Below are 13220 nucleotides of genomic sequence, written 5' to 3'. Positions count from 1 at the left end.
AGAACTACAGTCAAAATTTGAATGCTGATTTTGCCTACGTTCTTGCTATTGAATTACCGTCCCGGCCGTCCCGTCTTCCCCTTAGTCCGCCCCTTGCGCTTCGCCTCCGCCGGGTCCTCATAGCTCCCGGCGCCAATCTTCCCCCGTCGAACCGGCTTCGCGTCATCTGCACCGCTCACCCGCTCCGGCTGGCCTTCGGCTGCCGGGGCGGTGCGTTTCTTGGTGGAGAGGGTTTCGTCCGGGCGTTGGGGGAGGTCGCCAGTGACGGGTTTTTCGGTGCGGCCGACGGTCATTTCGTCGAGGGTGTTCCTGCGGAAGAGGGATTTTCCGGCAGGGGTCGCGACGTCGCGGCCCATCTCGTCGAGGGCGGGTTTGCGGAAGAGCGGGCGTTCGGTGTCGGTGCCCGGGCCCATGTCGTCGAGCGAGGGTTTGGCAAAATAGCTTTTGCCATTCTCTTCTGTGCTCACGGCCGTACCGCCCTTCGGGCCGACCTCCGCACGGGGCGCCGGGCGACCGGCGGCGGCCGCCTGGCCTTGCGGCTTCGCCGCGCTTTTGCCCTTTCCTCCACCTTCCTGCGACCGCGCTTCGTCCCGCGCCATCGGGTCGTCCATGACGGCGAGTTCGGCGGCCTTGAGGCGCTTGATCTCGTCGCGGATGCGGGCGGCGGCTTCGAAGTCGAGGTCGGCGGCGGCGTCGCGCATCTGTTTTTCGAGCGCTTCGAGATGGGCCTTGAGGTTGTTGCCGACGAGGTGGCCGGCATCCGCGAAACCCTTGCCGGAGACGCCGGAAATGTCGGCGCGGACGTGGTCGCGCTCGTAGACGCTGTCGAGGATGTCGGAGATTTTCGCCTTCACGGATTCCGGGGTGATGCCGTTCGCCTGGTTGTAGGCGACCTGCTTCTCGCGGCGGCGGGTCGTCTCGTCCATGGCGCGCTGCATGGAGCCGGTGATCTGGTCGGCATAGAGGATGACCTTGCCGTCGACGTTTCGCGCCGCGCGGCCGATGGTCTGGACCAGCGAGGTCTCGGAGCGCAGGAAGCCCTCCTTGTCGGCGTCGAGGATGGCGACGAAGCCGCATTCGGGAATGTCGAGGCCTTCGCGCAGCAGGTTGATGCCGACGAGCACGTCGAAGGCGCCCAGACGAAGATCGCGGATGATCTCGATGCGCTCCAGCGTATCGATGTCGCTGTGCATGTAGCGCACGCGAACGCCCTGCTCGTGCAGGTATTCGGTGAGGTCTTCGGCCATGCGCTTGGTGAGCACGGTGACGAGGGTGCGGTAGCCGGCGGCGGCGGTCTCGCGGATCTCGCCGAGAACGTCGTCCACCTGGCTCTTGGCCGGTCGCACCTCGACCGGCGGGTCGATGAGGCCGGTCGGGCGGATGACCTGCTCGGCGAAGACGCCGCCGGACTGCTCCAGCTCCCAGCCGCCCGGTGTCGCCGAGACGGCGATGGTGTCCGGGCGCATGGCGTCCCATTCCTCGAAGCGCAGCGGGCGGTTGTCCATGCAGGAGGGCAGGCGGAAGCCGTATTCGGCCAGCGTCGCCTTTCTGCGGAAGTCGCCCCGGTACATGGCGCCGATTTGCGGGATCGTGACGTGGCTTTCGTCGATGAAGATCAGGGCGTTGTCGGGGATGTACTCGAAAAGGGTCGGCGGCGGCTCGCCGGGGCGGCGGCCGGTGAGGTAACGCGAATAGTTCTCGATGCCGGCGCAGGAGCCGGTGGCCTCCAGCATTTCCAGGTCGTAGCGCGTGCGCTGCTCCAGGCGCTGGGCCTCCAGCAGGCGCCCGGCCTTTTCCAGCTCCACGAGGCGGTGCTTCAGCTCCTCGCGGATGGCTTTGATGGCGCCGTTGAGGGTGGGGCGCGGGGTGACGTAGTGGCTGTTGGCGTAGATTTTTACCGATTTCAGGTCGCCGGTCTTCTGGCCGGTCAGCGGGTCGAACTCGGTGATGGCGTCGATCTCGTCGCCGAACATGGAGATGCGCCAGGCGGCATCCTCAAGGTGGGCGGGGAAGATTTCGATGGTATCGCCGCGCACGCGAAAACTGCCGCGCTGGAAATCCATCTCGCGGCGCTTGTACTGCTGGGCGACGAGGTCGGCGAGGAGCTGGCGCTGGTCGAGCCGTTCGCCGACCTCCATCTGGAAGGTCATGGCGGTGTAGGTCTCGACCGAGCCGATACCGTAGATGCAGGAGACCGAGGCGACGATGATGCAGTCGTCGCGCTCCAGCAGCGAGCGCGTCGCGGAGTGGCGCATGCGGTCGATCTGTTCGTTGATCGAGCTTTCCTTCTCGATGAACGTATCGGAGCGCGGCACATAGGCTTCGGGCTGGTAATAATCGTAGTAGGAGACGAAATATTCGACCGCGTTGTCGGGGAAGAAGTTCTTGAACTCGCTGTAGAGCTGCGCGGCCAGCGTCTTGTTCGGCGCGAGGATGACGGCGGGGCGCTGGGTCTCTTCGATCACCTTGGCCATGGTGAAGGTCTTGCCCGAGCCGGTGACGCCGAGCAGCACCTGGCTGCGCTCGCCGGAGGAGAGGCCGCCGACGAGATCGCCGATGGCGGTGGGCTGGTCGCCCGCGGGCTTGTATTCGCTGACCATGCGGATGGGGATGCCGCCCTCGGATTTTTCCGGGCGGGCGGGGCGGTGCGGCGTCCAGAGCTTGCCGTCCTTGAACAGCGGATTGCCGCTCTCGATGAGGGCCGAAAGCGCCTCCACCGTGGCGGTGACGGCCGTGCCGGCGCTGAGGGTGGCGGCGTCCTCCAGCGAGACATCGAGGCCGGAAACGGGATTGAGGCCGGCGGCGGCGCGGGTCTTCGGATCGGACGACGCGCCGATGGAGACGCCCCGGGAGGTCTTGGTGGCGGTCACCTGCTCGGTATGTCGGCGCGCGGCGTTCTCCACCGTCTTGCGGTGCTTGCCGGCCTTGGAGGCGACCTCGCGGCGGCTTTCCATGCCGGCGGCTTCCGCCTCGGCCTCGAGCTGCTTCACCCAGTCGGATACGCTGCCGGAAAGCGGTGCGCCCTCGAAGTCGGACTGCGGGGCTTCCTCGAAACCGGGGTTCGGGGCGGAGGGTTTTTTCGGAGATCTGGCCATGCGGGGAATATGGCGAGAGTCATCCCGAAAGAAAAGAGGGGATGAGTACAAAAGGGAAACGGCTTTGTGCGGCGGATGGATGCGCTACGCGCTGCCTGTCGCGATCTGCCGGAAGCGCGCGGCGTGCTGGTCGAGCCAGCGCGGAATCTCGGCTGCCGCCATGGGGCGGGCGAAATGGTAGCCCTGGGCGTGGCGACAGCCGAGCATGCGCAAGACCTCGGCCTCCTCCTCGTTCTCCACGCCTTCCACGACGATATCGATGGAGAGCGCGTGGCCGATGCCGATGAGGGCGGCGATGAGCGCCTGATTCTCGCGGCTCCCGGCGATGCCGGTGACGAAGCTGCGGTCGATCTTGAGGCGGTCGATATGCAGGCTGACGAGATAGGCGAGGGAAGAGTGGCCCATGCCGAAATCGTCTACGGCGAGGCGGAAGCCGGCGGCTTCCAGGCGGGCAAGCTCCGCGCCGGCGGCCTGGGTGTCGAGCGTCGCCTCCTCGGTGATCTCGATCTCCATCAGGGCCGGGGAGACCTCGTGCGCGCGGGCGATGTCGATCAGCAGGTGGGACAGGGTGTCGCCGGAGAATTCACGCGGGGAGACGTTCACCGCGACGGCCGCTTCCGGCAGGCCGAGGCGGGGCAGGGTGCGCAGAAGCTCGGCGGCCCGGGTCGCGACATAGCCGGTCAGCGCCGTGGAGATATGCAGCGCATGGGCGGCCCGCACGATATCCGGCGGGGCGACGGGGCCGAGTTCGGGATGCGACCAGCGCAGCAGAGCCTCGAAGCCGATGACGGCGCCGTCGGCAAGCGCCACCTGCGGCTGGAAAACCACCTGTAGCTGCCGGTTCTCGACGGCCTCCGCCAGCGTCGCCTCGATGAGGCGCTGGCGCTCGATGCGGGCCTTCAGTTCCGGGTTGAACAGGCCGAGGCGTCGGCGTCCGCCTTCCTTGGCGGCGTAGAGCGCGATGTCGGCGCTGGCGAAGAGGGCGTCGGCCGTCTCGCCGTGCTGCGGGTGGAGGGCGAGGCCGGCACTGGCCCCGACGGTGACGGGTCGGCCGCCGATGAGGATGGGATCGCCGGCCAACCGCACGATGCCTTCGCCGATCTCGCGCCCGCGCGCTGCGGCCGCCTTGCCATCGACGATGACGGCGAATTCGTCGCCGCCGAGGCGTACGACGGTGTCGGTCGGGCCGGTGAGACTGGCGAGGCGGCTGGCGATCTCAACCAGCACGGCGTCGCCCGCGCCGTGGCCCATCGTGTCGTTGATCGCCTTGAAACGGTCGAGGTCTATGGCGAGGAGGGCGAGCCGGTCGGGCGGAACGTCGCTCGAAAGCAGGCCGCGCAGGCGCTGGTTGAAGAGCGCGCGGTTGCCGAGGCCGGTCAGCGGATCGCGGTTCGCTAATGAGGCGAGCTGGTGGTAGGACTGGCGGATCTCCGCATTGGCGTCGGAGAGCGAGGCGGCGAGCGCCACGGCCTTCAGCCGGTCGATCTGGCTGCGGATGAAGCCGGCCTCGCTGAGCTGGCTGGCGCGCAGCATCATGACCGCGAGCAGCAGCGCGTCGGCGGCGATGACGAAGGCTTCCGTGGTGCCGGCGATCAGCAGCGAAAGGAAGGCGGCGGCGAGCGGCGGGCCGGAGAAGAGCAGGGCGGTACGGGCATAGGCCGTGCTCTGCATCAGCGCGCCGGCGCAGATGCCGCCGATGATGAAGATGAGATAGGGATTGAGTCCCTCCGCTCCGTGCGCGGCGCCGATGAAGGGCGGCAGGCTCCAGGCGAGGCCGCCGCCGATGGCCCCGAGCGAGAGCACGCCGAGCGCGCGCCTCGGCCGCTCCACCGCGCAGTTCAGCCGGCGGACGATGCGCACGCCGATATAGCGCGCGAGATTGATCGCCAGCACGGCGGCGAGCCACAGCAGGACCTGGACATTCGGCCCGTCCAGCCAGAGGACGGCGGCGGTCGTCGTGGCGAGAAAGCTGTTGGCGGCGAGCGACAGCACGACGCCGTCGAGCAGGGAGAGCGCCTGCGCGGACAGAATCTGGCGTCTTGTCGGTTCATCCGCCGGCATCAGCCGGCTCGCATTGCTCATTCTTGTTCCCGGCCTGAAGAGGCGCCGCCTTGCGGTCGTGTCGCGGCTTGGCGTGGATGGTGGGTGGGCCGGCATAAGATTGTCTTAACGGGGGATCGCGAGAATCAGTGAGGCATGGGCTTGACGGCGGCGGCGGTCCGGCTATGCCGGTGGCACCTTTCTCCAGTCAGGATTCGCCGATGCCCTTCAGCCTCAATCCCGCGGCCGTCTGGCCGATCGTGTTGCTCTGCCTGTCCAATGTCTTCATGACCTTCGCCTGGTACGGGCACCTCAAGTTCAAGTCCGCGCCGCTCTTCATCGCCATTCTGGCGAGCTGGGGCATCGCATTCTTCGAATATTGCCTGGCGGTGCCGGCAAACCGCATCGGCCACGAGGTCTACTCGGCCGCGCAGCTCAAGACGATCCAGGAGGTCATCACGCTGCTGGTCTTCGCCGGCTTCTCCGTCTTCTGGCTGAAGGAGAGCCTGACCTGGAACCACGCCATCGGCTTCATGCTGATCGCGGCCGGCGCGGCTTTCGTTTTCAAGGGGTGACGCGTCTAATCCAGCATGTCGAAGGCGCGGAAGATCCAGCTTAGCTGGTAGAGAATGCCGAAGCCGACGAAGGCGGTGTGGAAGCGGCGGCTCGCCGTCCCTGCCGCAACGAGGCAGAGCGCGATGAAGACGACGTTGCGGATCGGATATTCGTAGCCGAAGGAGCCGAAATAGGCTTTTCCCTTGAGGGCCGTATCGAGAAGATCGACGGTGAAGACGAGCGCAAAAGCGCCGAAGAACCATTTTCGCCGCGAGTAGAAATAGTCCTCATAACCGGCATAGTCGTCGAGCGTTGTCGGAAAGAGCAGCACGGCGAGCATGAAGAACAGGCAGCAGTAGCTGATGAGGAAGAGATAGACGCCGAAGCCGATCGTCGTCAGCGCCTGCAGGCGGAATTCCCACCACCAGAAATGCAGCAGGAAGAGGAGAAGGAAGCCGGCCCATGCGAGATGGACAGGATAGGCCTTCACCTTGCCCGGATGCTGGATGAAGACGGCCACGCCCGTCAGAAGGCGCGCGACGCTGAGGCTTACCACCATGCCGATGACGACGCGCACATGGCCGAAGATGGCCGGATCCGGGGTGGTATGTTCCATCGTGAGCTTCTCGGCGTCTATTCGACCGGAACGGGTGTCGGGTGGCCGGCCTTGTCGAGCGCGACCATGACGAATGTGGCCGCGGTCACCTTTTCCAGCGTCGTGGTGAGGTAGCGCTGCGCCCAGGCCTCGACGGAAAGCGTGATCGACGTGCGGCCGACGCGGGCGATGTCCGTGTAGATGCTGAGCGTGTCGCCGATCTTGACCGGAAGCTGGAAGGCCATTTCCTTGACCGCGGCGGTGACGACGCGGCCCTGCGCGCGCTCGGCGGCGCGGATGCCCGAGGCAAGGTCCATCTGCGCCATGACCCAGCCGCCGAAAATATCGCCCGCCGCGTTGGCGTCGCCCGGCATGGCGAGCGTGCGAAGGGTGAGCTGGCCGTTTGGCATCTTGCTGTCGGTCATGCGGTATCCTCTCCTCTTTCCTCCGGTCTAGCCGAATGCGCGCGCGGGAGAAAGAGGGGGCAGGGTGCCGTAACGGAAGGCTTTTCCGGGCGCTTCCGCCTTTAAAAATTGATGATTGCAATTTTAGATGTTCTTAAAAGGTTTTCGGGATTTTCGAACGGATAAGGGCGCCATGCTCTGGAAAGTCGGGGAGAATCCGTTGAAGAATTTCAGAATATCCACGCGCCTGTCGCTGCTTGTCGGCCTCGCCTTGACCATCTTCGCCGCAGCGCTCGTCTACAGCCTTTACCACTATCAGGATGCGATGGTCGCCGAGCGCAAGTCCAAGCTCGCGGCCATGGACGAGAACATGCTGACGCTCTTCAAGTATTACCAGGGGCTTGAGGCCGCCGGCACGCTGACGCGCGAGGAAGCGCAGGCGCGGGCGAAGGATGCCGTGCGGGCGTTGCGTTACGAGGACAGCGGCTATTTCTGGATCAACGACATGAACGCCGTGATCGTCATGCATCCGATCAAGCCGGCGCTCGACGGCACGGACCAGTCCGGCATGGCGGACCCGACGGGCAAGCATATCTTCACCGAGTTCGTGAAGGCCGTGAAGGCCAGCCCCACCGGGCAGGATTTTGTCGACTACTACTGGCCGAAGCCGGGCTTCGAGGAGCCGGTGCTGAAATATTCGCATGTCGCCGGCTTCGCGCCCTGGGGCTGGATCGTCGGCACCGGCGTCTACGCGGACGATCTCGCGGCCATGTTCCGCCGCAACGCCATCGGCATGGCGATCATCCTCGCCGGCGGCGGCCTTGCCATCATCCTGGCCGCCTACGCCATCGTGAAGAGCGTGACCCGGCCGATCCTCAGGCTCAACGCCTCCATGCAGGCCATCGCCGAGGAGGACGTTTCCAGCGAGGTGCCGGAGACCGACCGCAAGGACGAGATCGGCGAGATGGCGAAGGTGGTCTCTATCCTGCGCGATTCCGTCGCCGAGCGCGCGGAACTGCGCATCCGCGAGGGCGAGCAGCAGGCGCGGCTTGATGCCGAACGCAGCGAGGGCGAACGCCGCCAGCGCTCCGTCAGCCAGACCCAGGCGGACGCCATGCACACGGTCGGTGAGGCGCTTGAGCGCCTTGCGAACGGCGACCTCACGGTCTCCATCGACGCCATCGCGCCGGAATATGCGAAGCTCCGCGAAGACTTCAACCGTGCGGTGGATGCGCTTTCCAGCGTCATCGACGCCATTGCCCGCTCCACCGACATCGTGCACGGCAGCGCCTCGGGCATCGCGGAGGCGGCCAACAACCTGTCGCACCGCACCGAGCAGCAGGCCGCTTCCCTCGAGGAGACCGCGGCGGCGCTCGACGAGATCACCGCGACGGTGCGCAATGCCTCCGACCGCGCCGCCGAGGCAAGCCGCATGGTGACCGAGACGACGCAATCGACGAGCCGCTCCGGCACCATCGTGCGCGACGCCGTTGCCGCGATGAGCCGCATCGAGGACGCTTCCAGCCGCATCAGCCAGATCATCGGCGTCATCGACGAGATCGCCTTCCAGACCAATCTTCTGGCGCTCAATGCCGGCGTCGAGGCGGCGCGGGCGGGCGAGGCGGGCAGGGGCTTTGCGGTGGTCGCACAGGAGGTGCGCGAGCTTGCCCAGCGTTCGGCCAATGCGGCCAAGGAGATCAAGGGCCTCATCGGCAATTCGGCCGCCGAAGTCGGCACGGGTGTCTCGCTGGTGCGCTCGACGGGCGATGCGCTGACCGAGATCGAGACCCTGGTGAACCGGGTCAACGAGCAGGTGACGTCCATCGCCACCTCCGCCCGCGAACAGGCGACGGGCCTTGCCGAGGTCAACACGGCCGTCAACCAGATGGACCAGATGACCCAGCAGAACGCCGCCATGGTGGAAGAGACCAATGCGGCCGGCCAGACGCTGACCCGGGAGAGCGAGCACCTGCGCGCGCTGCTGGGGAATTTCCGTCTGAACGCAGCCGCGCCGGACCAGCGGAGGCGCGTCGCCTAGAGTATTTCCAGCAAAAGCGCGTAGCGGTTTTGCGTCCGGAGATACGATCCGATGACAAGCGGAAATGCTCCAGAGACCGGGCGCATTGCGCCAATCCTCACCCCGGCGCTTACCAGGCGCCGGGGTTTTCGCATCCGGCGGGAACCATTCCTTTACCCTGTTGCGACAAAATCCTCTGGAAATGCAGGGCTTCGGCCTGCGGTGCGGATTTTGCGCCGCTTCCGTCCGAATGCGGACAAAAGCGGCCTGCACCATTGCCGGACATGAACGTGTGCAACCGGGAACCGCATCGGGCGGAACCGGCCGCCGGGCGGAAGTGACAATGGGTATTGCGTTTGTTTCTCGTCTCCGCAGGCCGCTCGGGCTGCTTCTCGCCCCGGCGATGCTGGCTGCCTGCTCCGGCGGCCTGATGCCGCCCGACGATATCGACGGCGGCGGCGTCAGCGCCATCCAGCCAGTCGAGGTCATTTCCCGTGTGCCCGCCGGCGAGGTGGGCGATACCGGCGGCGATGCCGCCTATGTCTCCAGCGAACCCGCCGGACGGGCCGCCATGGCGGCGCCCGCACGCCAGCAGAAGCGCCTGCCGATGATCGACAGCGACGAGGCGATGGGCATTTCCGAGCCTGTACAGGCGTCCTCCGGCGTGCTCACCGTGCCCGAGGGCGGCGTCAACATGGACGAGGGACTGGGCGTCGGGCGCGTCGAGGGGCTTGCGGAGGCGCAGGCCAACGAGATCGCCGAGGGCAGTGCCAGCCAGGTGGTCGTCGGCGGCATCGGCACGGATACGCCGCAGCAGGTCGGCCAGCCGATCCCGATGTCCGAGGGTGGCGCGGAACTTGGCGCGGCGGAGAGCGGTGGCTATCTGCGCGTGCCGGACAAGGCGGCGACCCGTCGCCGGCAGGCGGTGGAGGGAGATGAGGTCGCCTTCCTGCCGCGGCTCAACAATCCGATGCAGGTGCCGGAAACGATGGGCGGCATGCCGGCCTCGGAAAGGGCCTGCCGGCAACGGCTGGTGAAGCTCGGCGTGAAATTCCGCGACGTGCCGCGCATTTCCCGCGGCCGTTCCTGCGGCATCGACTGGCCGGTGGAGCTTTCCGGCCTTTCCGGCGGCATCCAGATCAAGCCGGCCGCGCAGGTCAACTGCCAGATCACGGAAGCCTTTGCGCGCTGGGTGAAGCAGGAGCTCGTGCCGTCCACCCGCACGCGTTATCTCTCCGGCGTTTCCGCCATCCACCAGATGTCGTCCTATTCCTGCCGCACCATGAATTCGCAGAAAGGGGCGGCCATGTCGGAGCATGCCAAGGGCAACGCCATCGACGTCGGCAAGATCGTGCTGAAGACCGGCAAGACCATCGTCATCGAGAAGAAAGGCTTCTTCGCCTTCCGGGAGAAGGGGCTTTTGAAATCGGTGCGCGGCGATAGCTGCAAATACTTCTCCACCGTGCTCGGTCCCGGCAGCGACCGCTTCCACAAGGACCACTTCCATTTCGACCTGCGCGCGCGCAGGTCCGGCTACCGGCATTGCAGCCTGTAAACGCCTGACGGATGGGCAAAAAAAGACCGGCGGGGCGCCGGTCGAGAAAAGGGCGGCAGCTGCGTGTGGCTCTGCCTGGAACGTCACATTCCGTTATCCGCGCCGGGGGACGCCGGCGAGGATGCATGCTGGGCTTCCGGGGGGAGGAAGCGGGCGGATGGGGCCGCCGGAGCGAGGCCGATGCCCGGCGCCGAGGGGGCGGCGGCGGGGGGAGAGCGGCGAGCGGGGCGCAGGCCGTTCCCTCGGTCTCGCCGGGAGAATGGTTGAAATCGATCACGGTTTGATGACAGTTGGCGGCCTGTCCGCGCGAATTCTCGCGAGTCGCCCCCGCGCGACGATCCTGCCGGGAGCCTTCCATGCCACCCATCGCCGACCTCGTCCTCTTTGCCATCGCGCTCGCCGCCGCCGGGGTGGTTTCCGGCCTGCTGGCGGGCATCTTCGGCATTGGTGGCGGGGCAATCCTGGTGCCGGTCTTCTATCAGGTATTCGGCTATCTCGACGTGCCGGAGGCGGTGCGCATGCATCTTTCCATCGGCACCTCCATCGCCATCATCGTGCCGACCTCGATCCGCTCCTTCACCTCGCACCGCAAGCGCGGCGCGGTAGACACCGCGCTGCTGAAGAGCTGGATCGTCGCGCTGCCGCTCGGGGCGGTGCTCGCCTCGGTCATCGCGGCGGTCATATCGAGCGTCGGCCTGCGGCTGGTCTTCGTCGCCATCGCGCTGCTCGTGGCGCTGCGCATGCTGTTCAACCGGGAGAGCTGGCGGGTGGGCGACACGCTGCCGACGGGCCTTGCCAACCAGGTCGCGGGTGTCGTTATCGGTACCCTGTCCGGCCTCATGGGCATCGGCGGCGGCGTGCTCAACAACACCTACATGACCTCCTTCGGCCGGCCGATCCACCAGGCGGTGGCGACATCGTCGGGCGTCGGGGTGCTCATCTCCATCCCCGGCATCGTCGGCTATGTCTGGGCCGGCTGGGGCGCGGCGGGCCTGCCGCCCGGTTCCACCGGCTTCATCAACTGGATCGCCGTCGCCCTCATCGTGCCCATCGCCCTCGTCGTCACGCCCTGGGGCGTGAAACTGGCGCATTCGATGAGCAAGCGGCAGCTCGAGGTGGGCTTCGGCGTCTTCCTTCTGCTGGTGGCGCTGCGCTTCCTCGTCAGCATCTACGGATGAGCGAATTTTTTCCGCGCTGCAGGTGAAAATTGACGAAGGGCACGCCATATAGGGTGTCCTTCCGCACCTACCTTTCTCTTTCCGGACCCTCCCATGGCGCCCATTGTTTCCATTCGCAATCTCACCAAGAGCTACGCATCGGGCTTCACGGCGCTGAAGGGCGTCGATCTCGATATCGAGCAGGGCGAGATCCTCGCGCTGCTCGGGCCGAACGGCGCGGGAAAGACGACGATGATCTCGATCATCTGCGGCATCGTCACGCCGAGCGGCGGCAGCGTCACGGTGGCGGGGCACGATATCCTGCGCGACTATCGCAAGACGCGGTCCATCATCGGCCTCGTGCCGCAGGAATTGACGCTCGACGCCTTCGAGACCGTGTGGAACACCGTCGCCTTCTCGCGCGGCCTGCACGGCTGCAAGCCGGACCCGGCGCTGATCGAGCGCATCCTGAAGGACCTCTCGCTCTACGACAAGAAGGACACGGTGCTGCGCCACCTTTCGGGCGGCATGCGCCGGCGCGTGCTGATCGCCAAGGCGCTGTCCTACGAGCCGAAGGTGCTGTTCCTCGACGAGCCGACGGCGGGCGTGGACGTGTCGCTGCGCAAGGACATGTGGCAGCTCGTCGAGCGCCTGCGCGCCTCCGGCGTCACGATCATCCTGACGACGCATTATATCGAGGAAGCCGAGGAAATCGCCGACCGCATCGGTGTCATCAACCACGGGCAGATTCTTCTGGTGGAGGAGAAGAAGGCGCTGATGGCCAAGCTCGGCCGCAAACAGATGACCGTCGAGCTTGCCGAACCCGTCGCCGCCATTCCCGACGCGCTGTCGCCCTATGGGCTGACGCTGTCCGGCGAGGGCCACCGGCTCGTCTATGAATTCGATTCGTCCGGTGAGCGGACGGGAATCTCGTCGCTGCTCTCCGCGCTCTCCCAGTGCGGATTGCGGGTCAAGGACATCTCCACCGAGCAAAGTTCGCTGGAAGACATTTTCGTGGAACTGGTGGGAGAGGGCAAATGAACTTCGAGGCGATCAGGTCCATCTATGCATTCGAGATGGCGCGCACGCGCCGCACGCTGCTGCAGAGCATCGTCTCGCCCGTCATCACGACCTCGCTCTATTTCATCGTCTTCGGCGCGGCGATCGGCTCGCGTATGCAGGAGGTGCAGGGCGTGTCCTACGGCGCGTTCATCGCGCCCGGCCTCATCATGCTGACGCTGCTCAACCAGTGCATCGGCAACGGCTCCTTCGGCATCTACTTCCCGAAATTCACCGGCACGATCTACGAAATCCTCTCCTCGCCGATCTCGATGATCGAGATCGTCATCGGCTATGTCGGGGCGGCGGCGACAAAGGGGCTGATCGTCGGTACGATCATCCTCATCACCGCATCGCTCTTCGTCGACATCTCGATCAAGCATCCGGTCATGATGGTGCTGTTCTTCGTGCTGACGGCCGTCAGCTTCTCGCTGTTCGGTTTCATGATCGGCATCTGGGCGAAGGATTTCGAGCAGCTCAACCTTTTCCCGATGCTGATCATCCCGCCGCTCGTCTTCCTCGGCGGCAGCTTCTATTCCATCGAGATGCTGCCGCCCTTCTGGCAGACGGTCAGCCACTTCAATCCCGTGCTCTATCTCGTCTCCGGCTTCCGCTGGAGCTTCTTCGAGATCGCCGACGTGAACCCCGTCGTCAGCCTCGTGACGGTGCTCGGCTTCCTCATCGTGTGCCTGTCGATCACGGCCTGGATATTCAAGACGGGATACAAGCTGAAGAACTGACGG

At 65.8% G+C, this 13220-nt stretch carries 10 protein-coding genes; 6 read left to right on the top strand and 4 right to left on the bottom strand.

Annotated features, from left to right (window positions below):
- Positions 1-53: 53 nt before the first annotated feature.
- Entirely contained in the window at positions 54-3095 is a 3042-nt protein-coding gene (gene uvrB, locus MOE34_RS10305) for an excinuclease ABC subunit UvrB (protein WP_242223417.1), read from the bottom strand.
- An 84-nt stretch (positions 3096-3179) separates the two neighbouring features.
- Complete coding sequence (locus MOE34_RS10300) at positions 3180-5177, bottom strand: putative bifunctional diguanylate cyclase/phosphodiesterase (RefSeq protein WP_242223415.1); 1998 nt, start codon at positions 5175-5177, stop codon at positions 3180-3182.
- A 179-nt stretch (positions 5178-5356) separates the two neighbouring features.
- Here MOE34_RS10300 and MOE34_RS10295 point away from each other — a divergent pair, with 179 nt between their 5' ends.
- On the top strand, positions 5357-5710 hold the full coding sequence (locus tag MOE34_RS10295) for a DMT family protein (RefSeq protein ID WP_160784474.1): 354 nt from the start codon (positions 5357-5359) through the stop codon (positions 5708-5710).
- Positions 5711-5715: 5 nt separating this feature from the next.
- Here the strand turns inward: MOE34_RS10295 and MOE34_RS10290 are convergent, their stop codons facing one another.
- Positions 5716-6306, bottom strand: coding sequence for a hypothetical protein (locus tag MOE34_RS10290; protein ID WP_242223412.1), 591 nt, complete (start codon positions 6304-6306; stop codon positions 5716-5718).
- A 17-nt stretch (positions 6307-6323) separates the two neighbouring features.
- Positions 6324-6710 carry an acyl-CoA thioesterase gene (locus MOE34_RS10285; protein ID WP_242223410.1) on the bottom strand — a complete coding sequence of 129 codons (387 nt, stop codon included), beginning with the start codon at positions 6708-6710 and terminating at the stop codon, positions 6324-6326.
- Between the two features lie 199 nt (positions 6711-6909).
- Here MOE34_RS10285 and MOE34_RS10280 point away from each other — a divergent pair, with 199 nt between their 5' ends.
- From MOE34_RS10280 to MOE34_RS10260, 5 genes are all read left to right on the top strand, one after another.
- Positions 6910-8727 (top strand): methyl-accepting chemotaxis protein, encoded by a 1818-nt coding sequence (locus tag MOE34_RS10280; RefSeq protein ID WP_242223408.1) that lies wholly within the window; start codon positions 6910-6912, stop codon positions 8725-8727.
- Between the two features lie 322 nt (positions 8728-9049).
- Entirely contained in the window at positions 9050-10261 is a 1212-nt protein-coding gene (locus MOE34_RS10275) for an extensin family protein (RefSeq protein WP_431522427.1), read from the top strand.
- 356 nt (positions 10262-10617) lie between these two features.
- The gene (locus MOE34_RS10270; RefSeq protein WP_242223406.1) at positions 10618-11439 is read left to right on the top strand and encodes a sulfite exporter TauE/SafE family protein; all 822 of its coding nucleotides are present in this window, start codon (positions 10618-10620) and stop codon (positions 11437-11439) included.
- A 93-nt stretch (positions 11440-11532) separates the two neighbouring features.
- On the top strand, positions 11533-12459 hold the full coding sequence (locus MOE34_RS10265) for an ABC transporter ATP-binding protein (protein WP_242223404.1): 927 nt from the start codon (positions 11533-11535) through the stop codon (positions 12457-12459).
- Positions 12456-13217 carry an ABC transporter permease gene (locus MOE34_RS10260; protein WP_242223402.1) on the top strand — a complete coding sequence of 254 codons (762 nt, stop codon included), beginning with the start codon at positions 12456-12458 and terminating at the stop codon, positions 13215-13217. Before MOE34_RS10265 ends, MOE34_RS10260 begins: the two co-directional genes overlap by 4 nt.
- Positions 13218-13220 lie beyond the last annotated feature (3 nt).

Source organism: Shinella zoogloeoides (assembly GCF_022682305.1).
Taxonomy (GTDB): domain Bacteria; phylum Pseudomonadota; class Alphaproteobacteria; order Rhizobiales; family Rhizobiaceae; genus Shinella; species Shinella zoogloeoides_B.
Note: the sequence above shows the minus strand (reverse complement) of the source record. Positions and strands in the feature narration are given on the sequence as shown.

What these genes read in the sequence shown, in the direction of transcription:
- MOE34_RS10290 (WP_242223412.1), bottom strand. Translation starts at nt 6,306, where the DNA reads ATGGAACATACCACCCCGGATCCGGCCATCTTCGGCCATGTGCGCGTC.
- MOE34_RS10270 (WP_242223406.1), top strand. Translation starts at nt 10,618, where the DNA reads ATGCCACCCATCGCCGACCTCGTCCTCTTTGCCATCGCGCTCGCCGCC.
- MOE34_RS10300 (WP_242223415.1), bottom strand. Translation starts at nt 5,177, where the DNA reads ATGAGCAATGCGAGCCGGCTGATGCCGGCGGATGAACCGACAAGACGC.
- MOE34_RS10285 (WP_242223410.1), bottom strand. Translation starts at nt 6,710, where the DNA reads ATGACCGACAGCAAGATGCCAAACGGCCAGCTCACCCTTCGCACGCTC.
- MOE34_RS10295 (WP_160784474.1), top strand. Translation starts at nt 5,357, where the DNA reads ATGCCCTTCAGCCTCAATCCCGCGGCCGTCTGGCCGATCGTGTTGCTC.
- MOE34_RS10275 (WP_431522427.1), top strand. Translation starts at nt 9,050, where the DNA reads ATGGGTATTGCGTTTGTTTCTCGTCTCCGCAGGCCGCTCGGGCTGCTT.
- uvrB (WP_242223417.1), bottom strand. Translation starts at nt 3,095, where the DNA reads ATGGCCAGATCTCCGAAAAAACCCTCCGCCCCGAACCCCGGTTTCGAG.
- MOE34_RS10265 (WP_242223404.1), top strand. Translation starts at nt 11,533, where the DNA reads ATGGCGCCCATTGTTTCCATTCGCAATCTCACCAAGAGCTACGCATCG.
- MOE34_RS10260 (WP_242223402.1), top strand. Translation starts at nt 12,456, where the DNA reads ATGAACTTCGAGGCGATCAGGTCCATCTATGCATTCGAGATGGCGCGC.